General features: G+C 39.6%; 24 protein-coding genes. 13 read left to right on the top strand and 11 right to left on the bottom strand.

The annotated features are described in order from the left end of the window. Positions 1 to 5 precede the first annotated feature (5 nt). On the top strand, positions 6 to 677 hold the full coding sequence (locus tag K429_RS0114000; RefSeq protein WP_007209580.1) for an RluA family pseudouridine synthase: 672 nt from the start codon (positions 6 to 8) through the stop codon (positions 675 to 677). A gap of 83 nt (positions 678 to 760) precedes the next feature. On the opposite strand, the gene K429_RS0114005 is transcribed toward K429_RS0114000, so the two are convergent. The 11 genes from K429_RS0114005 to K429_RS0114055 form a co-directional block, all read right to left on the bottom strand. Continuing rightward, a complete protein-coding gene (locus tag K429_RS0114005; RefSeq protein ID WP_007219759.1) occupies positions 761 to 1,795 on the bottom strand; it encodes a DUF4857 domain-containing protein in 1,035 nt (344 codons plus the stop codon). A gap of 32 nt (positions 1,796 to 1,827) precedes the next feature. Further along, on the bottom strand, positions 1,828 to 2,496 hold the full coding sequence (locus K429_RS0114010) for a hypothetical protein (protein WP_007209582.1): 669 nt from the start codon (positions 2,494 to 2,496) through the stop codon (positions 1,828 to 1,830). A 28-nt stretch (positions 2,497 to 2,524) separates the two neighbouring features. Further along, a complete protein-coding gene (locus tag K429_RS0114015) occupies positions 2,525 to 3,412 on the bottom strand; it encodes an ABC transporter ATP-binding protein (protein WP_007209583.1) in 888 nt (295 codons plus the stop codon). 18 nt (positions 3,413 to 3,430) lie between these two features. Continuing rightward, entirely contained in the window at positions 3,431 to 4,003 is a 573-nt protein-coding gene (locus tag K429_RS0114020; protein WP_026367271.1) for a PepSY-associated TM helix domain-containing protein, read from the bottom strand. Continuing rightward, on the bottom strand, positions 3,990 to 4,568 hold the full coding sequence (locus K429_RS0114025; protein WP_026367272.1) for a hypothetical protein: 579 nt from the start codon (positions 4,566 to 4,568) through the stop codon (positions 3,990 to 3,992). Before K429_RS0114025 ends, K429_RS0114020 begins: the two co-directional genes overlap by 14 nt. Positions 4,569 to 4,599: 31 nt before the next feature. Beyond that, entirely contained in the window at positions 4,600 to 6,129 is a 1,530-nt protein-coding gene (locus K429_RS0114030) for a DUF6850 family outer membrane beta-barrel protein (RefSeq protein ID WP_026367273.1), read from the bottom strand. Between the two features lie 21 nt (positions 6,130 to 6,150). Beyond that, positions 6,151 to 7,425, bottom strand: coding sequence for a DUF4876 domain-containing protein (locus K429_RS0114035; protein ID WP_226810617.1), 1,275 nt, complete (start codon positions 7,423 to 7,425; stop codon positions 6,151 to 6,153). A 28-nt stretch (positions 7,426 to 7,453) separates the two neighbouring features. Next, on the bottom strand, positions 7,454 to 10,228 hold the full coding sequence (locus K429_RS0114040; protein ID WP_007219764.1) for a TonB-dependent receptor: 2,775 nt from the start codon (positions 10,226 to 10,228) through the stop codon (positions 7,454 to 7,456). Between the two features lie 129 nt (positions 10,229 to 10,357). Continuing rightward, the gene (locus K429_RS0114045) at positions 10,358 to 10,786 is read right to left on the bottom strand and encodes a hypothetical protein (protein WP_026367275.1); all 429 of its coding nucleotides are present in this window, start codon (positions 10,784 to 10,786) and stop codon (positions 10,358 to 10,360) included. Between the two features lie 11 nt (positions 10,787 to 10,797). Beyond that, positions 10,798 to 12,924, bottom strand: coding sequence for a M6 family metalloprotease domain-containing protein (locus K429_RS0114050; RefSeq protein ID WP_026367276.1), 2,127 nt, complete (start codon positions 12,922 to 12,924; stop codon positions 10,798 to 10,800). Between the two features lie 222 nt (positions 12,925 to 13,146). After that, positions 13,147 to 13,395 (bottom strand): hypothetical protein, encoded by a 249-nt coding sequence (locus K429_RS0114055; protein WP_007219766.1) that lies wholly within the window; start codon positions 13,393 to 13,395, stop codon positions 13,147 to 13,149. Between the two features lie 484 nt (positions 13,396 to 13,879). Between K429_RS0114055 and K429_RS0114060 the strand changes: the two genes are divergently transcribed. From K429_RS0114060 to K429_RS0114115, 12 genes are all read left to right on the top strand, one after another. After that, the gene (locus tag K429_RS0114060; RefSeq protein WP_026367277.1) at positions 13,880 to 15,682 is read left to right on the top strand and encodes a glycosyltransferase family 2 protein; all 1,803 of its coding nucleotides are present in this window, start codon (positions 13,880 to 13,882) and stop codon (positions 15,680 to 15,682) included. Between the two features lie 2 nt (positions 15,683 to 15,684). After that, positions 15,685 to 16,485, top strand: a complete 801-nt coding sequence (locus K429_RS0114065) for a hypothetical protein (protein ID WP_026367278.1) — start codon at positions 15,685 to 15,687, stop codon at positions 16,483 to 16,485. 10 nt (positions 16,486 to 16,495) lie between these two features. Next, complete coding sequence (locus K429_RS0114070) at positions 16,496 to 16,891, top strand: LytTR family DNA-binding domain-containing protein (RefSeq protein WP_007219770.1); 396 nt, start codon at positions 16,496 to 16,498, stop codon at positions 16,889 to 16,891. A 112-nt stretch (positions 16,892 to 17,003) separates the two neighbouring features. Next, entirely contained in the window at positions 17,004 to 17,252 is a 249-nt protein-coding gene (locus K429_RS0114075) for a TIGR04149 family rSAM-modified RiPP (protein WP_007219771.1), read from the top strand. 24 nt (positions 17,253 to 17,276) lie between these two features. Then, entirely contained in the window at positions 17,277 to 17,546 is a 270-nt protein-coding gene (locus K429_RS0114080; RefSeq protein ID WP_007219772.1) for a hypothetical protein, read from the top strand. Further along, entirely contained in the window at positions 17,543 to 18,637 is a 1,095-nt protein-coding gene (locus K429_RS0114085) for a TlpA disulfide reductase family protein (RefSeq protein ID WP_026367279.1), read from the top strand. Before K429_RS0114080 ends, K429_RS0114085 begins: the two co-directional genes overlap by 4 nt. 2 nt (positions 18,638 to 18,639) lie before the next feature. Beyond that, complete coding sequence (locus K429_RS0114090; RefSeq protein WP_026367280.1) at positions 18,640 to 20,199, top strand: vitamin K epoxide reductase family protein; 1,560 nt, start codon at positions 18,640 to 18,642, stop codon at positions 20,197 to 20,199. A 122-nt stretch (positions 20,200 to 20,321) separates the two neighbouring features. Continuing rightward, positions 20,322 to 20,783, top strand: coding sequence for a peroxiredoxin (locus tag K429_RS0114095; RefSeq protein WP_231501853.1), 462 nt, complete (start codon positions 20,322 to 20,324; stop codon positions 20,781 to 20,783). 15 nt (positions 20,784 to 20,798) lie between these two features. Beyond that, complete coding sequence (locus K429_RS0114100) at positions 20,799 to 23,009, top strand: peptidase domain-containing ABC transporter (protein WP_026367282.1); 2,211 nt, start codon at positions 20,799 to 20,801, stop codon at positions 23,007 to 23,009. Further along, the gene (locus K429_RS0114105) at positions 23,009 to 24,307 is read left to right on the top strand and encodes an HlyD family secretion protein (protein WP_026367283.1); all 1,299 of its coding nucleotides are present in this window, start codon (positions 23,009 to 23,011) and stop codon (positions 24,305 to 24,307) included. Before K429_RS0114100 ends, K429_RS0114105 begins: the two co-directional genes overlap by 1 nt. After that, positions 24,304 to 25,002: a lanthionine synthetase LanC family protein gene (locus K429_RS0114110; RefSeq protein ID WP_026367284.1), complete on the top strand. Its 699-nt coding sequence runs from the start codon at positions 24,304 to 24,306 to the stop codon at positions 25,000 to 25,002. The genes K429_RS0114105 and K429_RS0114110 overlap by 4 nt, the downstream gene beginning before the upstream one ends. Continuing rightward, complete coding sequence (locus tag K429_RS0114115; protein ID WP_026367285.1) at positions 24,992 to 26,227, top strand: TIGR04157 family glycosyltransferase; 1,236 nt, start codon at positions 24,992 to 24,994, stop codon at positions 26,225 to 26,227. Before K429_RS0114110 ends, K429_RS0114115 begins: the two co-directional genes overlap by 11 nt. Positions 26,228 to 26,286: the final 59 nt, after the last annotated feature.

Below are 26,286 nucleotides of genomic sequence, written 5' to 3' on the forward strand. Positions count from 1 at the left end.
AGCGTATGACTGTCGTATACGAGGACAATCATATCATTATAGTCAACAAGACCGCTTCCGAGATCGTTCAGGGAGACAAGACGGGGGATACGCCGCTTTCGGAAACCGTAAAGCAGTATCTGAAGGAGAAATACCAGAAACCCGGTAATGTCTTCATCGGTGTTACCCACCGGCTGGACCGCCCCGTAAGCGGTCTTGTTGTATTTGCCAAGACCAGCAAGGCGTTGTCCCGCCTCAATGAAATGTTCAAAACCAGTGAGGTGAGGAAGACTTACTGGGCTATCGTAAAGAATGCCCCGAAGGAGCCGGAAGGAGAATTGGTGAACTATCTGGTGCGCAATGAGAAGCAGAATAAGAGTTATGCTTATGATAAAGAAGTGCCGAAGAGTAAAAAGGCTATCCTGCACTATCGGTTGATAGGTAAGTCGGATAATTACTTTCTGCTGGAAGTAGACCTGAAGACTGGGCGACATCATCAGATACGATGCCAGTTGGCAAAGATGGGATGTCCTATCAAGGGAGATTTGAAGTATGGCTTTGCCCGTTCCAATCCGGATGGAAGTATTTGCCTGCATGCACGGCATATCAGTTTTGTGCATCCGGTATCTAAAGAAATGATTGAAGTGGAGGCACCTGTACCACCGACGAATCTCTGGCAAGGCTTTCAGATGATATAAGAAAGAGCTTACCATAAAATAGAAATGCGTCAAAAGACTATTTAGCCTTTTGATGCATTTCTATTCATAACTTTATTCTCTTATCAGAAAAAACGTGGTTTTACGAATTTATCTTTATAAGATGTGAAACGAAGTCCTGACATTCCATTGCTTGACGTAGGGAAGCTGACAGACTTGATGAGTGAATAATCATCCGCATCCAGTGCATAATACTCTTCTGCTGTATCCGTAGTGACGCATACGGTCCAGTCAAACATATTACCGAAAATGGAAAAATTATCTGTTTCCGGATTATAAGAAGGAAGGCCGGTCTTTATTACTTCATAGGTTTTATTCTTCAGTACGTAGAAGTTGTTGTTCACGTCCGTTATATATCCTAACGTCTTGCGGTCCTGAAACTCTGTAATAAATAGATATTTGGCGTTTAATCCTTCAGGCAGGGGAATAGCACGTACATAAGGACGTCCTTGGGTTTGCTTCATATGAAACAGTTTTCCTTCGGCATCCAGTATCAGGTACCCTTCATCATACTCTTTGCGGGTGCTAGGATTACCTGCTACATACTGTGCCGGAAAGCGAAACTCTTTTTTCTTTAAAACTTCCGTGAAGACTTTGCTTTTCTCCTGATCTATAGTGTTATTTTCCATTACGATAAATTCAATTCCATGGGGGGTGATGCGGAATACGTCATCCGGCATCTTCAGGTCTACTCTTCCTGACATACTTTCCAGTAAAGGGTAGAGGGGAACGGAAGGGGCGTTGATATCCGCAGCAGAAACACGGAAGTTAAAGTTCGTGATTTGTACTTGACGCGGACTTACGGGAACCCCCATTAGACTGTCTGGAAAGCGTTCATCGGCCATTAACTGGCGCACGTAGAATAAGGGCAGAATGCTGTCTGTCTGCTCTTGAGTGTAATTATTGCCCGACTGATCCCGGCGTATCAGTCCGACGCTTTCTTCATACCCCATAGACAAGAAATCACCTATAACGCAACTGTACATGGAAAAAGGCGTGCGTGAAGGTTTAGCTGCAAAAAAGGTGTAACACCAGGGTAACTGCCACAGGAGCAGCAACACTAGTGTAATACAGAGGAATATTATACTAAAACGTTTCATTTTTCTTTCTTTATTAATATATGTACATCATTTTAATCCTGCTTACCGGCTTTGAAGCGTAGAACAGAAAGCCAAGAAAAGCTGATTGTCAGCAGACTATAAATCGTCAACCATGGAAGGAAACCGTTGTAAGCTTCCGGATCGGATGAAAGGAAGAATACCCGGAGTAGCAGAACGCTTATCACGAGGTTGAGTACTCTGCGTTTCCAGGTAGGTTCCAGACATACCCAGGCAATGAGCAGATAGGCGCATATTCCGGCTATATACCACGGAAGAGCTGTCAGTAGTATGCGTGAATATAGTTCAGGAGCGAGTATACCCTGTAGATACACAAACATTAGGATATAATTGGTAGCAAAGCATATTACTAATGTCAGCAAACCGTAAAGAAGCATGAGGTTAATCATTTTTAGTTGCGGATAAGGTAAATGCAGGGTCAGTTTCAGGCACTTATGGTACATCTCGGGAATGAACTGCACTAGTGCAAGAAGAATACCGACCAGCAGAGGCACATATTCCAGCAGGTTCACAAACACAGCATCACGTGAAAGCATGACTTCCCAGACATGGGCAGCTCCTTTCAGTTCCACTACCCGGTTGATGCGTAACATCGAATATCCTGCAAAGCCTAGAGTTACAATGCAGGCAAGCAGCAGGTACCAGCGTGTCTTGATCCATTCTTTAAAAAATATAGCATTCATTTTATCTTCAATATCTTTTTAGGTGAATTTAGTATTTTCCAGTTAGGCCGATGAAGGCGTCTTCCAGATTTACAGTCTCGCATTTGAGGTTGCTGTAGGGTGTTTGCATCGATTTCAGATGAGTTTCCGCTTCCGGCTGTTGCAGGAATGAGTAAGTTTCCAGCGTATTGCGTATCACGGACGGATGGTAGAAAACGTCTGTTTCCGGCAATTTATATCCTTCGGGAACCGTGCATGTATATCGGCGTACGTTGTCCAGCAATTCTTTTATGGGCTGTTGAATCAGTATTTTTCCATAATCCATGATGATGCAGTCGTCTATAAGACGTTCCATATCCTGTATGATGTGTGAAGTCAAGAATACTGTTTTGTTTTCGGAACGGGCATAGTCGCGCAGGTAGTCCACAAACAGGCGGCGGTATCCCGGGTCTAAGCCCAGAGAAAAATCATCCAGTACCAGTAGTTCCGGATTCTGCGCCAGGATTAGTCCTAAAGCTACCTGCGAGCGTTGTCCGCAGGACATTCTCGAAATACGCTGTTTCGGCGCCACTTTCAGTTTGTTCATTAATTCGTAGTAAGCTTCCTTTTTCCATTGTTTGGGGTAAAAAGCCGAATAGAATTTTTCTATTTGCTGAATAGTCATGAACTGATATTGCACGTGTCCTTCGATGAGCAGACCTATGTTCCGGCGGAGAGAGGGGGCCATAGTCTGAATATCCTGACCGAAGATGGCACATTGGCCGGAACGTGGTTTGAGATAACCACTCAATATATTGATGGTAGTGGTTTTTCCTGTACCATTTTTTCCTAACAGTCCCAGAATACGTCCTTTGGGTACGGTGAAACTGAGGTTCTCGTAAATTAACCGTTTGCCATAATAATGCGTCAGGTTATTACATTCAATGATGTTCTCCATTGATTTTTGTTGTTATGGTTATAAAAAAAGAAAAAGAAGGGGGATAATAATGCCTGCTGCTAATTCTATGCCTCCCCGTCCCCATAATCCTTTCGGGCCTTTTATCATAATTATACCGGAGACGGTGATAATAATGAGTCCTGCGGCAAATAAGTCGGCAAAATGAGTCCACCAACTACCGGGGTTGTAATGCAGCTTTGTGAGCGCGCTCAGTAGTGGGCGTCGTGTCAGCTTCTCATAAACAGCATGCCGAGTGGATAACTCTACCACTAAACTGGACCCACCTTTCAAAAATACCTTCATTAGGTTTTCCTGTGGAAAGTAATGTTTGGTGTAATTGCCCTCTTCGCCTAGCGGTACCAGCAATTTCAGTACATCTTCCTTCTTGAAGTCAGACTGCACCGGAAGTATTTCAGTAATGGCATATTCCTGCCTTTCCACTGAATAATTCGGATTAATGGTGTTCCGGTGATTCATGACAATTCCGGAAATGGCATAAATCAATACCATTCCGGAAAAGAAAAATGAAAGATCACGATGAATGACACGGCTCCACTTGCGTAAAGTGATTCCGGCCTTATTGAATTTCATAATCCGTGGCTTCCAAATAATAGAATGACAAATAAGGTTTTCCGCTTTCTGCTTGTCTTTTGGCTATCTGGGCGCGGAAGTCGGCGATACGTTTTTCCGGTGTATTGGCGGTTTCACCACGAGCTTTCTTCTCGCTGCTGCATCCACCTTCGCTTTCACCATGTTTCTCCGCATTGGCAGCTTTTAGTTGGGCTTCCCATTGTTGCAGGTAGGCTTCGTCCACGCGTTGTTCTTTCAGCGTGCCGTTTACGCGGACAATGCTGTTAACACATTTGGTGTCGAAAGAGCCTAATTTACCGGCTTCCACACGAATCATCTGCGTGTCGTCGCTACCCATTAGGAATATTTTTGTGGCACCATGCTTGCAGGCGTGCGTACATACACCTTCTATGGTAACGGCTTGGTCAGCCAGTGTTTCTGCATTGGCGAGCAGGCTGTCTATTTCCATAGCGCCGGACTGTTCTACAGTGGCTGTTTCATTAGTTTTAGCTTGCTTGTTGCCACAGGCCACGAACGTGAATGTTGTTGCAGCAATGGCTGCGAATAAAAGAACTCTTGTTTTCATTGCGATGTTTATTAATTAGTTAGTAATTTTTTTAGAGAGATAAACCGATATTTACCCAAAGGGAGGTTCCTTTCTCACTGTTGGTATATCTGGCTTGTTGCCAACCCGCTTCTAAGTGAGCCAGCATGTTTTTGAATACATTTTTGGACCAGCGTAATGAAATTCCATAACTGGTATTTCCAGAACTTTGCATATCGAAATTCTGTTGCAGGATGGTCATTGCATAAGGGTGTGTCACTTGTCCGATATCCAGGGTTGCATCTAATTTTTCCTGATGTGCTCCCCAAATACGCACAAAGAGCATATCCTGTTTCCATCTCCAGGTAGAAGTGAAAGCTAAAGAAGTATCGAACAGACTGTATTCCACCTTTTTAGAAGGACTTTTATAGGTATCTTTCCTGTAGTGATAACCTACGGCTGGTTGCAGGCTCCAGCGCCATACTTTAGTCTGCTCCTGCTCGTAAAAAGCCGATAAGTTACTCCAGAGTCGTTCGCTTCCGAATTGTTGAGCGGTTGCAATCTGCGGATAAATACTATTCACAGCATCTCCATAAAGAATTTCTGTACCTTTCCGGTCACGGAATTCAGCATTTGCCTTTATTCCCCAACTATGATTCCGGGTAGTGGCAGAAGTCCAGGCTATTTCTCCCTGATAGCGATCCTCGTCCAGCTCGTTCAGCGTGAGATCGTTTGCGCCAGGCAGAATCTTTTCATAGAAAGCGTGTTGGTAGGAAACCGAACTTGTCCAGCCTCCATCACTTTTTACTGGCAGCAAATCTAATCCTGCTCCGAAGATATGGCCCTGATACCTCACCGTATTGCGGGTACCGTCGAAACGCGTATAGCTTGTTCCCAGGCCGGAGAGATGGAACGTTTTCGATACTCCCAGTTCATTATAATATGTGATATCCCCATTTTGTTTGTACTTATGGGCTTCAGCGGACAAAGCCACGGCATATCGTTTATTGAATTGATAAGAAGCACCAGCTTTTCCCTGCAAATCGGCAATGGAATTACGTGGACGCGGGTCTACATCCCTGTATTCAAGCAGGGCGCGGTATGAGAATTCCCCGCCAAATGTCCATCGTCCGTGAGAAGCAGCATATCCGCCTTCGAAGAAGTAGGTTTCCGATTTTATATCTCCTCCTATGGTGTCTGCCATTACGTACGGGTAGATGAGATCGTAGTCTGCACTCTCGTTCCACTGTACGTTCTTTCGCTCTCCGTTGTGGTAGTAAGCGTTGCCCCAGATGCGTGAGGCATCCGACATGCGGACATATGAGTCGGCTGCTACCTTGAATCCACCCCAGCCGTCACCTTCCTGTGCGTTCAGGGCGCGGCTCTCATTGTCCCAGTCTCCCGAAATGGAAAGTGAAGAGTATGAGTCGGAGTAGCGGTAATAGTTAAGAGCAGGGTTCAGATAAGGCGTTATTATGAAATTTTGCCTTACTGCTGAGCGCTCATAAGCCCGTTTCTGAATCAAGACCGTGTCCCCCTTTTGTGCAAAGGAGGATACGGTCGCTACAACGAGGATGAATGAAGATATAAATCGTAAGATCATCTTGTTAGTGAGAAATTGTGATTACTCGTGAAACTTGTAATACGGATCGGCAGGCTGTTCAGGCAGGAAGTCTACGCTGGAGTCGTTTGTATCCTGCAATGTTTTACCGGAAAGTACCTTGCGGCGTACACTTTTGCCATAACGCGTCTTGTCCTGATTTACCTTTCCACAATACGTCCAGCCTCTATCTAGTGCAGGAGATGTTACATTCCATACGTATTCGCTTTCCACACTGAGATTCACAGCATCCAGAATCCATTTGTTAGGAATCTTGTAGGCGTCACCGCTCATAGGATAGACGTTACCACCGATAATCATGTTATATTCGTAGGTGTAAGCATAGTCTTTCAGATAATCCTCCTTACTGAGTTGGTTGTTTTCGTCATCTCCCAAACGTGCCAGTGCAAACGAGGTAAAGCCACGGTTATGTGGTCCCCAGATGGTTGCTGTATAACAGTATATCTTTTCCAAGTTCGGAACTTCAGTGTCCGTGTCTTCAAAACTTGGATTTGAGGATACATCGTACCATTCAAAGTCAGCCTTTGTCAAGTCGAATGAGTTACTGTTGGCAACTGTGTGATCCATGCCTATATCGCATAACAGCAAAGATTCGCCGGGAGGAACCATGATCTTTCCGCCTAACGGGATACGATAAATGGCTTTTGTGGAGAATGCCTCATTCATGATATCAGGTGTGTAGTCATATTTACTTGTAGTCATGAAGGCTGATTCGGCGATTGTCAATCCGTCTGCGCAAAGCGTGTCGCCGGAGTTGTTGTAAATACGGAAGTATTTGTCACCGGTATATTGTTTCTCTTCCGGAGTAACGCTACCGGTGAAGAAAATTTCGGCGATAACGAAATTGCCTCCTTCTTCACTGGAGTTATATACATAACCGGTTACGTCGAGGGGAGATGTGCCAGTAGCTTCGGTGAAGGTCACAGATTCCTGGTAGGCGCGCATTTTTGTGTATACCATTTCATCATTCAGCTTATAACTTAGGGAACCTTCCATACTGATGGTATATAAGCCCTCGGGTACACTTACCGTGATACTGGCATTGGATGTAGTTGCACGGGTGCCGGGTTTCACAACAGAAGTTGTTTCTCCGGTATTGATATTCTTCAGGGTCAGCTCCTGAATACCGATTGTAGGGTTATAACTCTGCAATTCAGACGGTGCGTTGAAATGCAATGTTACATTGGCCAGTTTTACACTGTTGTCATCATCGTCACTACAGGCGGTGAATGCCAAGGCTGCAATAAACATGCAGGCTACGTAAAGGTAATGTTTCATTTTCATTTTCTTTTTCTTTGTTATCATATTAAAGTTTTATATTAAGTTCCATCCCGAAGTAAGGGCTGGCTGCTGTTCTTCTGATGAGGTATCCTTTTTTGGTATAATCGGGCACATAGTCCAGAATGCGGTCGGCAAAGAGGGCTATTGACAGATTCTTGCCGAAGTCTTTAGTTGCCTTGAAATTGACATACATGTAGAACGGGTCGGTACTCTTTTCGAACTGTTCCTGATTATAGCTCAGTGTCAGATGCTGTTTATAAGTATCCGTCTTGTCCGCATCCGTGTATGGCGACACGGTTCCTGTGGCATCTATGTACGAGATGGGCACACCGCTTCTCTCTTTAGTTTGCTTGCTGTAGAACCAAGTGCACTCTACGGTAGCCGAAAGTTTTATTCCCAATTTGTCCAACCAGGTGTCTACTATGAAGTTGCTGTTGAACTGTTCGTAGGAATAACGGTCGTCCGATTCGTAAAGACCTATATACATATCGCTCAAGGCGACATTGCCGATAACTTTCGACACAGATTTCTGTATGGGCAGACTATTCTCGTAGTTGGTACGTAGCCAGGCACCGTTAATGGTGAGTTTAGAATTTATTTTTTTGAAACGTTCCGAGGCGAACTGGAACTCGATACCTTCTTTCAGCGTCAGACTGCCGTTTCCGGTGTAAGAGTATCCGTTCAGTACGCTTACCTCTGAGTAAGGCATGCCTTCCAGTGAGGGAGGTCCTGTCAGTTCTGAACCGTCTATGCCGCTGGCATCGTATTTTTTATAAGAATAAGGGGAATAATTCGCCATCGAACGGAAACCGGAACTCATGCGTTCGCGAAAATAAGTGATGGAGAAATCGTTCCTGTGAAATTCCATGCCCAAGCGCACTTCCCATTTAAAGTTACGTGCTGCCTTTAGGTTATAGTTCACCGGATCTACGATGTAAGTACGCAGATTCATGCGCTTATAGTCCGGATTGGCGTTCCAATAATTCAGTTGTACGAAGTCCATATACAACTTGTTGGGGTACAATTGCGCCAACGTAGGCGTTTTGGTCAACCATCCGAAGCCGCCGGAAACGTTTATATTCAAGTCGTTATTGCCAATGCCTATTGCAGGGAAACTCCATTGGGCATTAATGCGCGGATCAAAATAAGGCTTGCCGCTGAGGGCATACCGGCTGTTCAGGTTCAGCAGCATGCTGCTACCTATTCCGGCCTGGACTTCCAGGTGATGCTTACCTATGGGAATACCTATCTGATCTTCCACGAATAGTGCAATTTGCTCGCTCGCCGGAATGTCACTGTACTTGCGGGGACGTGTATAAGAACTGCCCGGGTTAAGTGGGCGGCTTAGGTCGTACACTTGCCCGTCTCCTAGATTTTTGGCATAAGTCCATGAAGCACCTACTTGGATTCGGTGTGTAGCGTTCCACGTTTGTAACTCGAACTTTGTTTTTACCTTGGCATATAAATTTAGAGGCCTTCCATCTACAGTTACGTGAGCAGTATATTTATAAGGCAGTATTTCAGCGTCATATTCACCTTCTTCCATATGGGTGGGTACGGTGCGGTCGCGATCCAACTGGATGAACTTACTTCGTTCTATCTTATCCCACGACATGTTGGCAGACAGATCCAGTGTCACCCCTTTGAATGCTTTGTCCTGTGGGGCAATCCAATTTAACGAACTGTTCCATCGGCCGGAGTGATAGCTCGATTTGTAATTGTCTTCTTGTTGTGTTTGTATGTCCGGGTCGGTTTTTACATTATCTATATTACCTGAATAACTGATGCCGGCGGTCCAGTTCAAGCGATGTTCATTTCCAAGCAGCCACTTTTTGTTGAGGCGTACGGATGCATTGATGCGCTTGAAATTGTTGAGGCGGTCCCGCGGATCATTGTACGAGTCGAGAAACCCTGCATCTGCTGACAGAACGGTTCTTTGATCTTTCCATTCCACACCTTTGCCTATGGAAAACAGTTTACCGTATTGATCTGCTTTGATGCGTGCCTCCACCGGGGTGGCTTTCTGCTTTTGCTTGATAATGACTACACCACTGGTCAGGTCGTTGTATTCCACGGAAGGAATACCGCGGATGATTTCCACGCTTTCGATGTTATCAGTGGAAATGTTACGCATGTCTACGCCGGCATTCACGGCGTTATATGCGTCAAACGTCGTGTTGGGGTCAGTGAGCAACCGCTGCATATTGGCATCTGTACTGATGGGAGCACCATCAATGATGAACTTGGTTCCTAAAGAAGAAGTATTGTAGTTGGAACTGCTGGTGCCTACCTCGCGCAAGGTAATGTTTTTGGCGCCGTTCATCTTGGGATCGCTGGTCTTCCCTCCCGGCAATAGTGCCAGCAAGTCAGAGAAACTTGTAGGTTGCAGATGTTCCATTGCCGTGCGGTCTATTTTCGAGGCGCTGGTTATTCCTTTTGACTCAGAAGCTGTCACTACCACTTCTCGTAATGCAGTGGAAGACGGTTTCAACGAGAATATCAATGACATGTTATTAGTCAGGTCGATGGATCTTTCCTGTTTCTCATATCCTATATAGGAGACTGTGATATGGTAGTGTCCGCTCTCTATATGGGTGATATTGAACCTGCCGTTCTCGTCGCTCGTACTTCCGTAGAATTTGCCTTCATCGGATTTCATGCGGATAGTGGCGAAAGGAAGGGGCTCTTTCTCCTGGGCGTCAAGTATTTGTCCGCTAAATTTGTAAAATGATTGTGCGGAACACCAGGTAGTGAAGAACAAGAGGTAACTTAGTATTATGTATATGACTTTACGCGACATTGATTTATGCACTTTTTGGAGTTGCAAAGTTATTGGATCTGTGCACGATCAGCAATCGCTAAAAGTCGGTATATTTTCTTTAAATAACGTGAACGATAACAATATATAGGTATTTCAAAAGTACAGTTTCTATAAACCTGAAAGGCCAATGTTGGGTAAAATGAATCCGATGCATGTATCATCCGACCATAGCCATACAAACTGTTCGTCTGATTGGAGAATATATAACTGTGTTATCCCGTCGAGTTTGATACCCATGTTTCCTTCCACTTTCCCGTCTGTCCTTTCTTGCCCCGAGGGAAGGGCATTCAGTTGAAGAGCCGTGTATTGCTTCCCCTGCACATCCTGTATGCGAAAGAGCTTTTGTGAGGGATTACAATAGTATTGATGTGCCTGCTTGTCGAAGAGCAATAATGCTTTCCCGTTCTGGTAGATTCCTATTTGCGTGGAAGATAGCAGGCTGCTACGTTCTTCTTTGTAAAGGTCATTTTCATCTTTTGAGCAGGCGTATAGTAAAGAGACGCTGATCAGTAGCAGGATATATTTGAATGTTTTCATAAGTATTTCTATTATTGGATAGTGATATATTGCATAATATACTCTTTGTTGCCGTCCGAACGGGTGATTTCTGCCTGGATACTATGTTCTCCGGTTTCGGGTCTGATGTAGTTTTTACTTTCCTTTCCATCTATATACCATTTTACGGCCTTTATATCCTCGCAGTCCGCCAGATGGAACAATATGGGATTCTCCGAACTGTTGACTGGAATCGACTGCTCGATGCGTGGGTAGTAGAGTCCTTTCCGTTGGGTAGTAACCGAGAGTGTATGCTCTATTTCGTTGGAATTTAGGATAGTGACTTCGTATTGCTTGCCGGGTTGCAAACCGTTTATATGACATTCTGTTGATGTAGTTGTTTGCGAACTTGCAACCTCTGTACTTCCTGTCGGTTTCCAGGTTACTGTCCATTTCTTTCCGATGTTGTCTTGCCATGTCACAAGGGCATCGTATTGGTATGCTTGCACATGATAGTCAGACATACCGAAGTAAGTATCATCCACAGTTAGCAAGATATAGTCATCAACCGTGGCGATCTCCAATATATTCACCTTTGTGTTCCCCCCTTTCCAGGAGCGGAAATCTTTTTGTTTAGCGGACATAAGGCTGGTCACTTTGTATACGCCGGGAAAGAAGCTGTAACGGGAGTAATACACAGCATTTGTCGCATTGGGATACGAACAGACTACTTTCATGCACTCGTGGCCTGCTATGGTATTTACCGAATTGTACGTCAGCCATTTGGAGGGTGTGGTATAATCTATGTGATAGACTAAAAGCCCCGATGTGCCCTGGCTTTCGTGATAACTGTAATAATCTGGAATATCCCATACATTGTCGCCCGTACCCCGGTATTCCAGCAGGAAATAATCATTGTCCGTATCGGTTCCTATCAGATAACCTTTATCCTGATGGACGGGAGCCAGGCGGAATTCCCCTGAGGTATTCAGAACTTCAGGCTCTGCCCAACCTATCATCCAACGTTCCAGAATGCTCAGTGCCGGTGGAGTACGGCTGTCGTTGTTGTAGCTGCCACTGGCCATCAGCGAATAGGTACCGGGACCGGCAGCCTGCCCGTTGGTGGTGTAATTCGTATCATAAAGATCAGGCCATCCCAGAACGTGTCCGAACTCATGACAGAACGTGCCGATGGAAGTGAATTTGTTGTTTCCATCTTCGTACTTGGAGAGTTCTCCGGCACAGGCGTAACCAGCGAGCCGGTTGCCTCCGAAAGTGTAAGTGCCCTTATATGCTACGCTGTAGCGGTGAGGCCAAATACCTTCAGGGTCGCTTCCGTCCGCTTCACCGCCACCGGAGTAAAAGACGAATACGTCACGCATGACGCCTGCTTCGGAATAAGGACCAAAGTCAATGCCGTTGGCGTAGGCCATCCGGCAGACGTCCACTACCATTTCGTAGGCAAGTTCGTCATCATTGGCGGTGTAGTAGCTACGTTCGTGTGGCAGGGTATAAGGACCTACAACTACAAATTCCGGGTCGAAACGTCCGTTACTGTTGTCATAATAGTATTGCCATGCACTGCCTGTTGCGCCGTTCTCACTGTAATTTTTGCTGTTCAGCATATCTTCGAAGTGTCCTTTGCTACCTATAGTAAAAGGCACATCCGGAAATTCGGCCAATAATACAAGTCCTTTTTGCTTACCTGTGGTAGCAAATCCATTATCTATAAAACGTTCCGGCGGAGTGAATCCGTTTATTGTTCGCGTGTTGGAAGAGTTGCTTTTATTCTGGGCACTGCGCATCATCTGCTGTTTGTGGGCTGTGGGAGATAGGGGGCGAAGTCCTTGTGTGAATCCTTGTCCTAACTGTTGCCTTTCGGAATTGCTTAATTTACCCATCGGACGTGCTTTGACACCGGTAGAGGCCAACTGCCCGTTGGGTGAAAGGGTTGCATAATAATAATCTCCATCAGATCCGGAAGTCAGCGTATAGCCTTCTTCAGATATAGTGTAATGGTAATATTCATCTCCATAAATGCGTATTTTGAGACGGGTACCGTCACTTTGGGTTACGGTGATAACTCCCGGCCGGGCAGGGATGGCATATAGCAGATTGCTTCCTGTAAAGAGAAGAGCTTGGAATAGCAAAAAGGGTATGATGAATGATTTTGTTTTCATGTGTGTTTTTATAAAGATTCCATAGTAAATTCGAAATATAATTTATTACTTGCAAAGTACCGCTATATTTCCCTTTTGAACAATACCTATGTTTAGGTATTTTGTGCTTGTTGATTAGATTCGTTATTATAATAAGATGATGTTCTTGTGTCTGAAAACGACAAAAGCCATCCCCCAGAATAGACAAGTAGGGGACGGCTTTTGTTGTCAGTGTGCTTACTATTATTCAGCAGGCTGTGCAGGTGTTTCCGTTGCAGGAGTACCGTTGGCAGGAGCTTCAGCTTTGGGCTCTTCAGCTTTCGGTTCTTCTGCTTTGGGTTCTTCCTTGGCAGGCTCAGTGGCTTTAGGCTCTTCAGTTTTTTCCGTTGCCGGTTGTTGCTGTTGAGTTTTCACCGGATCCTGAGCGTTTGCCACGAAAGAACCACCACAAACAAACATAAACAGGGCTGCTACTAATACTAACTTTTTCATAATCATTTGCTTTTTTAGAATTATACTAAATATATTTTATAGTTGAAAGTTTAGGTTTCCTTTTTGCTTTAGGAAGCTTTGCGCTTACGTAAATTATAGTTGCAAAGCACGTGCCAGAAGATATGAATTTTAGGTAAATGGTTGATAATTAATGATGAAAAGTGAGTGGGGAAGTGTGGCACAGTGTGGAATTGTGTGGAAAGTGTGGAATGGGGTGTGGAAAAATTCCACACTGGGGCTCTGCTCCGTACCAAGACTATAACAAGGTTGCAAATTGGATACCATTATTTATTTAATAGAGGAGTTCTGAATCGGTTGATATTTTGGAAATGTACGGGTGTGGAGAATGATAGCATATAAACCTGTAAAGATGGATAATAGATCTGTAATGATAGATAACAAACCTTTTATGATAAATAATAAACCGTTTTCTGTGTTGGATTTGATTACTTTGCATTTATAATAAAACATCTATAAAACTATTATGATTGATAATTCTCAGCCCCCTAAAATTTCATTCTGCATTACTTGTAAGAATAGACTTTATCAGATTAAAAAGACTCTTCCTCAAAATCTAGAGGATAATCGCAGATTGCAAGAAATAGTAGAATTTGTGCTCGTAGATTTCGGAAGTACGGACGGACTTCGTAAATGGATATCTGATAACTTTAAACATGAAATACGGTCTGGATATCTAAAGTACTTTTATACAGAAGAGATGTTTTATTGGCATGCTTCTATAGCAAAAAATACTGCGCATATGTTGGCGCAAAATGATATTTTAGTAAATCTGGATTGTGATAATTATACAGGAAGTAATGGTGGTTGGTTTGTTATCTTGCAATTTATAAAGAATGATGGACCTATGTTTTTGCACCAATGTTCTGATGATGGTTTTGACGGTTCATTTGGACGTATATCAATTAAGCGGAATGATTTTCTATCCATTGGAGGATATAATGAAAGTTTAGCACCTGCTGGCTATCAAGATTTAGATTTAATCAATAGATTGATGGCGAAAGGTTACAGACGTATCGAAGTGAAAGATTCCAGATATAATAGAGCAATCAGGAATACTAAAGAAGAAGGAATTGCATTTACTCATTCATCGTTCAAAACATGGCATGAAATGGACGAGTATAATGCAAAAATTTCCCAATCTAATATTCTTGCCGGCAAACTTATCGCTAATGGAGGGAGCTTCGGTATCAGAAAGAATATTTTTGATATAGAAGGAAATGTGCCAAAAGAGGTCGATTCTTTGAAATATGCCCATAAAATCTCTTTCAATATTACTTGTATGAATCGCCTTCATCATATTAAACAGACATTGCAACAGAATATTCACGATAATTTCTTATCTGAGCAGGTTGAATTTAATCTTTTGGATTATAATTCAACAGATGGATTAGAGAGATGGGTAAAGCAACAGGGTGAATTGTTTGATACAAGCATATTCAACTATTACAAAACGATCACCCCTACTTGCTATCATCGAACTCATAGCCGGAATATGGCATTCCGCCTGTCAACAGGAGATATTGTTTGTAATTTGGATGCTGACAACTATTTAGGTGAAGGATTTGCCGCATACATATTGAATCTTTTCTGTGTGTCTGATGAAAAAGTATTTTATACTCCAAGGTATTCAGAGAGAGACGTTATTGGGCGTCTTTGTTTATGGCGCAAACATTTCTTGTCTGTTAATGGCTATAATGAGGCGCTTCCCGGATACGGTTTAGAGGATATTGAATTGTATTACCGGTTATGGAAATCCGGAATAGAGCAAGAATTTATTTCAGAAAATCGATTCTGCAAAGCGATTCATCATTCTCATGAAGAGCGTGTTTCGCAAGAATATATGGGAAGGCATATAATAGAAATGTATTTATTTTATATAAATCCGTATCAGACACAAGTATTGCTACGATATCAAGACGGTAGTTACTCTAAAACCATTTTGAAGGATAATATTTATTGTAACTACAACCGCTCGTCCCATTACGAGAATATCAATCAATATTTTCTGGATGAAAAGAATAGAATAATCGGTGGCAAAAATCCGGAAGGGGGACAGTGGGAAGATATTGAAGGCTGTCTGTCTTCTTTCTATAGAGTGGATAATGTTGATTTGCAATCGGAAATACTCGTATATTTATCAGAAACACAAAACTTTTGGGAAATTGAAAGATATGAGTGTGGCGGACTATCTGTCAATCCCAATGGCTTTGGTCAAGGCATTGCCTATAAGAACTTTGATTACGATAATCCTATATTTTTAAAGTAGTTATGAACACAGAATTTATTCGAGAGGGTAATAGAACCTTGTATTGCTTTTCCATATTTTATGCTCAGGATGAGTGGGGAAGAATTTTACCTTTGCTACATACTTATATGATGTCCAATCCTGACATCCATCAATATATGTTTTTCTTGTCGTATGAGAGGGGAGAACATATTAGGTTGATATTCTCTTCTTATACCGTACATGGAGCGATCTTGCAGGAGGCTGTTTATCAGGCTTTGAAGAAGATTGTGGAGAATCATCCGTCCTGTGAGTTAGTACCTACTTTTTATGGAAAAGAATTGTGGGCGCATCATCCTGCTAATGCCGTAGTGAGAAATGCATTTGAGATTTCCCGATATCAAGTATATTGCATTCCATATAGCGCGTTCCTTAATTTAACATCATTACTCATTATACGTCTATTGGCGAATGATTGCAGTGAAGAGGGGCGTACGTCTGTAGCGCTATATCTGTATGTTCAATTATGCAGATCTTCCCGATTTGTTTCTCTCCATGATTATCTTCATTCACTTCATGTTCCGGATTGTACAGAAAATGTGGAAGAAGAAATGGAGCTTATTAGCTTCTATTGGGAAAGTAACCCGGTAGACGAGTTTTTATCTGATATGACGACATTTTATCTTTGGCAAAAAGAGAGGGAGTTTATATATTCTATATTGGGAATTACAGATGGATTTACGGTTTTGGCCTATAATATTAGAGAGCAATTAGGCTTAATGGATAAAAGTTATTTATACGCTCTTAGCCTTCTTAAAACATGGAGTATGTACACGATAAAATAAATGTAATTTTATGGAAATATTTAGAGAACTACAATCTAACTCTGATGGGATAATGGTTATACGATATTCCTATATGCAAATGATTAGATTTGAGGATATTGTTTGTGTCTATACGGATAGACCATATCTTGTTATTGTTACTAAAGAGAAAGTAAAGAGTCATTTGTTGCAATTTTCTATTAAACAAATGATTGATATTCTTCCTGGTAACTTTTGTATTTGCAATCAGTCAACGATTGTAAATGTTGATTATTTGACTGTATGGCAGAAAAGGAAAGAAGAGTATTGGATACGGCTGATTACTGATCATGAATTCAAAGTTTCAAGAAGATGTAGAAATACGCTGAAAGGTAAATGGAGATTCGTTTACAAGTTGCCGGAAGTGGAATGGGTTGTAACCGAATAGTATCTAAAAACTGACCGAATTGCATATTTGTGGATTGTATGTGTTGAATATCTGATAGTAAGACTTATATTTGCTGATATAGAAAAAAAATTATTCATTAATTTATGAACCCATGAAAAAATTAGGAAAATTAAAGCTGAACAATTTCAGTGAAATGAGTGAACAGGAAATGAAGTTTGTGATAGGTGGACAATATGATCCAAATGCTAAGAAAGCCTGCCATGAGACTGCACCTACATGTGGTGGTGTATGTGCTCCGGCTTTCATATATGCAAGCGATGGGACACTAACGACCGTAACGAAAACTTGCACAGTTACATATGATCTAGTAACGCATGCGAAAATATGTGCATGCCTTTAGCTTAATGCTCTTGTTGTCGGTAAAATGAAACAGATATTCATTATATTACTATTTGCCGTATTTTCGGTGAAATGTTATGCAGATAACTCTGAAAATGTTGTTGATACTACTAAATATATATTTATTCTGGACGATAAAGTTATTACTGCAAAATATATGTTTGACCATTGGAATGAAATAGAATGGGTCACTACTGCCACTACTGTGCGTGAAGCTGTATTTACAACGGCGGGAGAATATAGAACCCCATTTTACATGTTTCGCACCCGTAAAGAGGAGGGAGGAAACGAATGAAAATAATAATAATTTTAACGATGCTTCTTTTTCCATTTATCTTGGTATACTCACAGGGAAAATATCATATAAATGGCATTTTAAATAATGATTATAATGGGAAATATGTTAAGTTGTTCCAATTTCAAGGGGATACATTGATCACTTCTATTGACTCTGCGAAGGTGCAGAGGGGGGAATTCTTTTTTGAAGGTACAGCTAATGTTGATGAATTTGCTATTGTTACTATTGGAAAGTATCCTTATGTAAAATCGGTAGAGGTCGTTTTGGAAGAGGGAAATATATGTGTATATATGGATACAGCTTTTGTTGCATCCGGAACATATCTGAATGACCTACACAATTCCTTGAATAGTGAAATAAATCGGCTTTATAAATTATATTATGATTTTGTGGAAAAGGAAGATGCAATTGGAAGAGACAAAGCGCACGACGATTATCAGAAATTCATATATAATGCAACGATAGAAAATAGATTGAATTTAGTGGGGCGAAGATTTATTGCAGATAATAAATCAGCAATTTGGCCACTTGAAAACCTAGTTAAACTCCATGAAAAATTAGAAGCCTTACAAAATAATAATTCTTTGGTAACACAGGCTGATATCAAGGGGTTTAAGGAACTCTTGGATAAACAGGCTGCATTTACGAAGAAACAAGCGGGAACAGTTAATTCTCAATACTTTGATTTTGTATTACAAGATACACTTGGAATGAAAAGGTCTATATCCGAATATGTTGGAAAATCACGTTTGCTTTTTGTTGATTTTTGGGCATCTTGGTGTAGTCCTTGTCGGGCAGATATACCTCATATTAAAGAGGTCTATGAAAAGTATAAGGATAAGGGATTAAATGTCTTGGCAATTTCATTTGATAGTAATAAAGCGGCATGGAAAAGTGCGTTGAAAAAACTGAAAATGCCTTGGGAACAGCTTATAGAAGTGAATGGCACCAATTCGGATTTAGCGAAAGCTTATCAAATATATGGTATACCTTATGGTATACTATTAGATTCAGAAGGAACGATTATAGCAGTTAGACTCCATGCTCAAAGTTTAGAGGAATTTTTGTTAAAAGAAGGCTTGAAATAAATATGAAATCTAATATATTTACTGTCTTTTTAGATAATGCCAAACTTAAATATACAGACTTTTCTTATAAATATTACGAGGAACATCCCTATAAATATAGCATGTTGGGATTATCCATGATGTTGAATGATTATGGAATTGCTAATAAAGGTGTTCGTACCCAGACAAAGGATGAGGCTGTTAAAGAATTAGTGCCTCCTTATATCGCTCATATAAATCATGATTTTGTAAATGTTTACGGAAAGACAGACGAGAAAATATTCTATATATGGAGAGGAGTGGATATTAAATCGACCTATAATGAATTTGTCAAAGTATGGGATGGTATTGCATTGATAGCGGAACCTGACGAAACTTCCGGAGAACCTAATTATGGAGAGAATAAGAGGAAAGATTTATGGCATACAGGGGTACAAATAGTGTTGGGATGTTCTGTCATGATGCTATGTTTTTTGTTTTATTGGCAGAATGTATCCAATAGTGTAGGCACTAAATTACTTTTTTTGCTGAATATTGTTGGAATATATATAGGACATTTGCTTGCAAAGAAACAATTGGACTTTAATAGCAGGTATGCTGATAAATTATGTTCTCTGTTTAGTAAGAGTGACTGTAATAATGTTTTAGACTCTAAGGCTGCAAGGCTATGGGGGCTAATCAGTTGGAGTGAGATTGGCTTAGGTTATTTTATCTCAAATATGCTTATATTGCTTATTACTCCTCAATATGTAGTATATGTAGTTTTGTTGAATTTGTGTACTGTACCTTATGTCTTTTGGAGTATCTGGTTTCAAAAAGTGAAAGTGAAGCAATGGTGTCCTCTTTGTTTGTTGGTGCAGGCTTTGTTTATAGGAATGCTGATTGTGGATGTTGTTTGTGGATATATATTCATACCGGTAATTCGCCTGAATGAAATAGTATATGTTGCAGCCATTTATGCGATACCTTTTTTATGCATCCATCTGGCTATGTCTGCTTTTTCTGATTTTAATAAAGAAAGAGGGGCTAAATATGAACTGGAAAGCTTGAAAATGCAAGAAGAAGTTTTTGTCACTTTATTAAAAAAACAAGCGAAGTATCCGGTAAGTAAATCTACATCGCAAATTATATTTGGTAATCCTAATGCGGATTTACTTATTAGTGTGTTTAGTAATCCTCATTGTGAACCTTGTGGAAGAATGCACAAACGATTACGAGAATTGCAAAAGAAATTGGAAGACAAGGCTTGTATTCAATATATTTTCAGTTCGTTTGGTGGGGATTTGGATCAAAGCAATAAGTTTCTGATAAGTGCTTACCAAAATAATACAATAGAAAATTCTGAAGAAATTTATGACCTATGGTTTAATGGCGGGAAGTATAATACAATTGATTTTTTTAATAAATATCAATATGATATTAATGTACCTGCTGTAGAACAAGAGTTTAGGACGCATGAAGAATGGAAAAAAGAGACAAAACTTATGGCAACCCCAACCATCCTAATCAATGGTTACGAATTACCTGATGTGTATAAAATAGAAGATCTGATGTTCTTTAAAGACTTGCGTATTGAAATGTAATTTATAATTGCTGATTTTAAAAAGAGAAGTGATGAAAAAGTTAGGAAAACTAATGTAAGTGTCTATGATTATATTGAGAAACAGTGTAAGCACAACCCTTGGTTGACCGCTGAGGATATGTCTTGGGCAAAAAGAAAGACGAAGAAGAGCAAAGAAGACACATGCAGCAGGAGAAATTCATAGATATCGAATTAATAACCCCTGAGGGAGAACGAAAGTGGTTATCTGAATACGTTGGACATTCCAAATTCCTTTTTATTGATTTCTGGGCTTCATGGTGCGGTCCGTGCATAGCGGATATTCCTAAGATAAAACAAGTATACGAGAAATATAAAGATAAAGGGCTGGAGGTGCTAAGTATATCTATGGATTATAGTAATAAGAGTTGGACTATTGCAATGGATAAGGTGGATATGCCATGGAGGCAGTTTGTATTACCGGCTAATTCTAAAGCCGCAGAATTGTACGCTTTTGCTAGTATTCCTCATGGTATTCTGATAGATCAGGATGGAAAGATAGTGCAAACTTCAGTGACTGGATTCTTCTTGAATGTAATTCTGGAAGCATTGTTGAAAGGGGAATAAAACTAGTATGTAAGAATGAGAAAAACCTTTCCACATTACTCTCAATTGGATGCAATGGATTGTGGACCCTCTTGTTTGCGGATGATAGCCCAGTATTATGGCCGTAAATATTCATTGCAGACCTTACGTGAAAGATGTTATATTACGCGTATGGGTGTTTCTATGTTGGGAATTAGTGATGCGGCGGAAAGTATAGGCTTTCGTACTTTAGGGGTAAAGACTGATTTTGAACAATTGAGTAGGGAGACTCCCCTTCCTTGCATTTTACATTGGAATCAGAATCATTTTGTGGTTTGTTATGGCATAAAAAAAACTCAGAAGGGCGAATATAAAATTAAAATTTCTGATCCAGCCAGGGATAAGATGGTAATCAGTGAAGATGTTTTTTTAAAGCATTGGCTTAGTACTAAAGTGGATGGGAAAAATATCGGGACTGCACTTTTGTTGACTCCTTCGCCAGAATTCTATCAGCATGAAGATGACTATCAACAGGGTAAAAAGAATCTCTATTATTATGTGAAATATCTAATACCTTATAAATCACAGATTGCACAATTGATAATTGGAATGTTACTCGGAAGCCTCTTTCAACTAATATTTCCTTTTCTTACTCAAGCAATGGTAGATCAAGGTATAGGAAATGCAAATTTGAGCTTTGTGACCCTGACGCTCATAGCGCAACTTATACTATCTGTAACTCAACTTGGCGTAAATTTTATTCGAAGTTGGATAACTCTCCATGTAAATACTCGTATTAATATAACGCTTATATCCGATTTTTTGTCTAAATTAATAAAGCTACCCATACGCTATTTCGATACAAAAAACATCGGCGATATAATGCAACGTATTGGCGACCACGGAAGAATTGAATCCTTCCTAACTGGTTCAACTTTGTCAACTCTATTTTCATTTGCAAACTTTTTTATCTTTGCATTTATTTTGGCATACTATAATTTGCCTATATTAGGTGTATTTATTTTAGGTAATTCACTTTATATTGCGTGGATTATGCTCTTCCTTCGTTATCGTAGGATTCTGGATAGTAATCGTTTTGCACAAGCTGCTGCAGAACAGGGGAATCTATATCATATGATAACGGGTATGCAAGATATAAAACTGAATAATTGTGAAAGGCAACAGCGTTGGAAATGGGAAAGGATACAGGTTAAATTATTTAGAATCAGTATGAAAGGGGTAGCATTAGGCCAATATCAGCAAGTTGGTTCACTTTTTTTTAATCAAATAACTTCTTTGCTTATTTCTTTTTTAGCGGCGAAAGCTGTTATTGATGGAGATATCACATTAGGAATGATGATGTCAATCAGTTATATTATTGGTCAGCTTTCTGCTCCTATTGGCGAAGTCATAGGTTTTACCCAATCTCTACAAGATGCTAAAATAAGTCTTGAGCGTTTAAATGAGGTGCATAATAAGGAAGACGAGGAATTCAATATCACCGAAAAAATAAACCAATTACCGGACAATAAGAGCATAAAACTGGAAAATGTATGTTTCACATATGATGGAGCAAATAGGGATTATGTGTTGGATAATGTGACTCTTGAAATTCCCCAAAACAAAGTAACGGCAATAGTTGGTGCTAGTGGTAGTGGAAAAACAACCATAATAAAACTTTTGTTAGGCTTCTATTCGCCACTGAAAGGAAATATAAAAATACAAGATGTTTCTCTTGATGACATAAATCCACATCTTTGGCGTGCACGTTTGGGAGCCGTTCTGCAAGATAGTTTTATCTTTTCAGATACTATTGCCAATAATATAGCAATTGGAGAAGAAAGTATTGACAAGAAGCGACTGCTACAAGCTGTGGAAATTGCTAATATTAGAGAATTTATAGAATCACTTCCGCTCAAATATAATACAAAAATAGGCATGGAAGGAAATGGAATTAGTCAGGGACAAAAACAACGTTTATTAATTGCCCGTGCGGTTTATAAGAATCCGGAATATCTTTTCTTTGATGAGGCTACTAATTCTTTGGATGCCAATAATGAACGTGTGATTCTTGATAATTTAATGAATTTCTATGTCGGAAAGACAGTGGTTGTAGTTGCACATAGGCTCAGTACTGTACAAAATGCAGATCATATAATAGTTCTTGACAGGGGAAAAATAGCAGAACAAGGTACACACAAACAACTCATCAGCTTGAAGAGGAGCTACTATACTTTGATAAAAAATCAATTAGAATTAGGTGTGTAATGTCCGAAGATACTAATAATATAGAGTTAAGAAGTGAAGAAGTACAGGAAATTCTTGGAGAGGTACCTGTCTGGATTTTGCGTCGTGGCATAACTTTAACTGCTATTATTGTGGTTGTTATTCTATTAGGCAGTGCCTTTTTTAAATATCCGGATGTTATTACATCTTCAGTAGTTTTAACGAGCACCAATCCTGCAATAAGTATAGTTGCGAAATCCTCTGGAAGAATACAACATTTATATATTAATGATAATCAGTATATCGATAAGGGAAGCTATTTGGCTGTTATTGAAAATAGTGCAAAACCTCATGACGTATTGCATTTGAAAAAGTATCTTTTGTCAATCAATTCATTGGATACTATTAATTTATTGCCTAATAAAGGGTTGGAAGTTGGTAATTTGCAGGCTCTTTATTCCTCGTTTTATCTTACTCTTTCAGAATATATACGATTTAAAAGGGAACAATATTATTTTCTAAAAATTAAATGGGTACAAGAAAAAATAGAGCAATATAAAGTATCATATCAAGATATACTGCGTCAGAAGATACTTGTCGAAGAACAATTTGAAATAGGACAAAAACAATATAGAAGGGATTCCACTTTGTTTGTACAGAAATTATTGTCAGAAGAAAATTTAGAAAATAGTTATAATAATTATCTACAAAGAAAACTTTCTTTAGAAAATATATATGCAACTTTAAACAATATGCAATTGCAAACATTGCAGATGTGTGAGTCTTTGTCAGACATGGAATTTCAATATTCAGAAAAGAAAAATAATCTAGAGACCCAAGTGAATAACTACATTACACAATTAATCACTGAAATTCAAAATTGGGAATTGAGTTATGTTATAATAGCACCCATATCTGGACAAATCACTTTTACACAATATTGGAGTATAAATCAGAACATTGCTTCTGGAGAGCCAATTTTCAATATTGTACCAGATGAAAAAGGTCTTTTAATGGGGAAGGCACTACTGCCCGCAGAACGTTCCGGTAAAGTAAAAATAGGACAAACAGTAAATGTAAGTTTTGATAATTTCCCTAATAATGAATTTGGAATTGTTAAAGGAGTGATAAAAAATATTTCTTTAGTACCTTCAGAAATAGAAAAGAAAAAAATATATATAGTTGAAATATTATTACCCAAAGGACTTATTACATCTTATAATAAGGAATTGCCATATTTATTGGAAATGGAAGGAAAAGCAGAAATAATAACGGATGATTTGTCTCTTTTAGAAAGATTTCTCTTACCGATAAAAAAAGTATTAAAAGAAAACTTATGAGCCAAAAAACAAAAATGTTGAATCGAATTATTCATTATTTAATATTGAATGCTAGTTTTATTCGAGATTTAGGACTGTTAGATGGGAAAATGGGAATCTGTATCTTTTTCTATCTTTATGCGAGACAGACGGGTAGCAAGTTATATGAAGAATTAGGAGGATATCTTTTGGATGAGATTTATAAAGAGATTACTCAATCGGCTTCAATTGGTTTTGCTAAGGGACTGTGTGGAATTGCTTGGGGAATTGAATATCTGATACAAAATGATTTTGTGAAGGCTGACAGGGATGAAGTCTTGGAGGAACTTGATTTAAAAATTTTAGAGAAGGATGTAACTCGTTTTAGGGATTTTTCATTGGAAGATGGACTGAAAGGAATTGCTTATTATGTAATTAGTAGATATTATAAAAGAATAAATCCCCATGAACTCATAAGCAAAGAATATATCAATAGTTTGATTTGTGCATTGAAGCAGAATAAAGGAGACGAAGAAGCTGGGGTGCTGGTAAATAAGTTGTCTAAAATATGGGATGGAGAAGTTATAGGTGGTCGGGAAACAATATTAGAAATAATAGTAGATAAAACGACTTATACTCCTAAAACGCTGTTCAATATTCCTCGGGAAATAGGAATTCGCAATAATGGATATACAGGTATTGCACTTAAATTGATATTCGAGAATCATGAAAAGTAAAATATATATATTAGAGAAGGCCAGTAGAGCAATGAATTATGGAATCGGAACTTATGTAAAGCAGTTGACGAATTGCTTGTTGTCTTCTAAAATGGATTTTTGTGTGATACATCTTTATGCTGATTGCTTGGAAACGACAATTATAGATAAAGGTGGATATCAGCAAATATCAATACCTACACCTTATAGTAATATTGCTGCATGTTTACAATATTATTCGCGTAATGTGGCTTACTTACTCAAAACACTTATAACAGAGGACAGCGATACCAGAATCATTTTCCATTTGAATTTTCTGCCTGATAATAATCTTGTAAAATATTTGAAGCACCTTTTTAAATGCCATATTGTATTGACTGTACACTATACCAACTGGAGTTTCAGTCTGTTAGGTGATTTTGATTTATTGAAGCGTATAGTGGATAAAAAGAGAAGTAAACTTACTCAGTCAGAGAAACAAATAGTAGATGAAATAAAGGAGTATAGGATGATGATGAAGCGGTGTGACCTGATTATTTGTGTTGCGCAACATACATTAAAAGCATTACAAGAATTAAGTTGTATCGGTACTTCTAAGGCTTGTGTAATCAACAATGGAATAGCGGATTGTTACCTTAAAAGAGGGAAAGATAAGAAATTGCGGCAGAAATATCATCTAGAGGATGATGAACAAATCATTATATTTGCTGGGAGGCTTGATGAAATAAAAGGAGTTCCTTTTCTTATTAAAGCTTTTGAACGTGTATTGGTTGATTATCCTAAAAGTCGGTTGATTATTGCAGGGGATGGTGATTTTAATGAATGCCTTAGGGGAACAAAAAAATGTTGGTCAAGAATCACATTCACGGGGAGAATTGATAAAAGGCAGTTATATGGGCTCTATACAATTGCTAATGTTGGCGTAGTTTGTTCTATTCATGAGGAATTCGGATTGGTGGCTATTGAAATGATGATGCATGCTTTACCATTGGTTGTTACTGATACCAGTGGACTTAGCGAACTTGTTATTGATGGTGTTTCCGGTCTAAAGTCTCCAATAAGGCGTATTAAAAGAAAACGTAGTCCGGATGTTAAAGTGCTTTCAGAGCAAATTATAAAGCTGCTGGATTCTAAGACGCTTGCACTACAATTAGGGAGAAAGGCAAGAAAACGTTTTTTAGAAAATTATGCTCTTGAAGTGTTTAAAAAGAAAATGATGTCAGTATATGAAGCATTACTGAATTAAATTCTCTGAAATAAGATTGTAATAATTGCTTTATGACGATATTCAAGGAAAGTCCTTTA

It is taken from the genome of Bacteroides sp. 14(A) (assembly GCF_000526555.1).
Taxonomy (GTDB): domain Bacteria; phylum Bacteroidota; class Bacteroidia; order Bacteroidales; family Bacteroidaceae; genus Bacteroides; species Bacteroides cellulosilyticus.

What these genes read in the sequence shown, in the direction of transcription:
- K429_RS0114000 (WP_007209580.1), top strand. Translation starts at nt 6, where the DNA reads ATGACTGTCGTATACGAGGACAATCATATCATTATAGTCAACAAGACC.
- K429_RS0114005 (WP_007219759.1), bottom strand. Translation starts at nt 1,795, where the DNA reads ATGAAACGTTTTAGTATAATATTCCTCTGTATTACACTAGTGTTGCTG.
- K429_RS0114010 (WP_007209582.1), bottom strand. Translation starts at nt 2,496, where the DNA reads ATGAATGCTATATTTTTTAAAGAATGGATCAAGACACGCTGGTACCTG.
- K429_RS0114015 (WP_007209583.1), bottom strand. Translation starts at nt 3,412, where the DNA reads ATGGAGAACATCATTGAATGTAATAACCTGACGCATTATTATGGCAAA.
- K429_RS0114020 (WP_026367271.1), bottom strand. Translation starts at nt 4,003, where the DNA reads ATGAAATTCAATAAGGCCGGAATCACTTTACGCAAGTGGAGCCGTGTC.
- K429_RS0114025 (WP_026367272.1), bottom strand. Translation starts at nt 4,568, where the DNA reads ATGAAAACAAGAGTTCTTTTATTCGCAGCCATTGCTGCAACAACATTC.
- K429_RS0114030 (WP_026367273.1), bottom strand. Translation starts at nt 6,129, where the DNA reads ATGATCTTACGATTTATATCTTCATTCATCCTCGTTGTAGCGACCGTA.
- K429_RS0114035 (WP_226810617.1), bottom strand. Translation starts at nt 7,425, where the DNA reads ATGAAACATTACCTTTACGTAGCCTGCATGTTTATTGCAGCCTTGGCA.
- K429_RS0114040 (WP_007219764.1), bottom strand. Translation starts at nt 10,228, where the DNA reads ATGTCGCGTAAAGTCATATACATAATACTAAGTTACCTCTTGTTCTTC.
- K429_RS0114045 (WP_026367275.1), bottom strand. Translation starts at nt 10,786, where the DNA reads ATGAAAACATTCAAATATATCCTGCTACTGATCAGCGTCTCTTTACTA.
- K429_RS0114050 (WP_026367276.1), bottom strand. Translation starts at nt 12,924, where the DNA reads ATGAAAACAAAATCATTCATCATACCCTTTTTGCTATTCCAAGCTCTT.
- K429_RS0114055 (WP_007219766.1), bottom strand. Translation starts at nt 13,395, where the DNA reads ATGAAAAAGTTAGTATTAGTAGCAGCCCTGTTTATGTTTGTTTGTGGT.
- K429_RS0114060 (WP_026367277.1), top strand. Translation starts at nt 13,880, where the DNA reads ATGATTGATAATTCTCAGCCCCCTAAAATTTCATTCTGCATTACTTGT.
- K429_RS0114065 (WP_026367278.1), top strand. Translation starts at nt 15,685, where the DNA reads ATGAACACAGAATTTATTCGAGAGGGTAATAGAACCTTGTATTGCTTT.
- K429_RS0114070 (WP_007219770.1), top strand. Translation starts at nt 16,496, where the DNA reads ATGGAAATATTTAGAGAACTACAATCTAACTCTGATGGGATAATGGTT.
- K429_RS0114075 (WP_007219771.1), top strand. Translation starts at nt 17,004, where the DNA reads ATGAAAAAATTAGGAAAATTAAAGCTGAACAATTTCAGTGAAATGAGT.
- K429_RS0114080 (WP_007219772.1), top strand. Translation starts at nt 17,277, where the DNA reads ATGAAACAGATATTCATTATATTACTATTTGCCGTATTTTCGGTGAAA.
- K429_RS0114085 (WP_026367279.1), top strand. Translation starts at nt 17,543, where the DNA reads ATGAAAATAATAATAATTTTAACGATGCTTCTTTTTCCATTTATCTTG.
- K429_RS0114090 (WP_026367280.1), top strand. Translation starts at nt 18,640, where the DNA reads ATGAAATCTAATATATTTACTGTCTTTTTAGATAATGCCAAACTTAAA.
- K429_RS0114100 (WP_026367282.1), top strand. Translation starts at nt 20,799, where the DNA reads ATGAGAAAAACCTTTCCACATTACTCTCAATTGGATGCAATGGATTGT.
- K429_RS0114105 (WP_026367283.1), top strand. Translation starts at nt 23,009, where the DNA reads ATGTCCGAAGATACTAATAATATAGAGTTAAGAAGTGAAGAAGTACAG.
- K429_RS0114110 (WP_026367284.1), top strand. Translation starts at nt 24,304, where the DNA reads ATGAGCCAAAAAACAAAAATGTTGAATCGAATTATTCATTATTTAATA.
- K429_RS0114115 (WP_026367285.1), top strand. Translation starts at nt 24,992, where the DNA reads ATGAAAAGTAAAATATATATATTAGAGAAGGCCAGTAGAGCAATGAAT.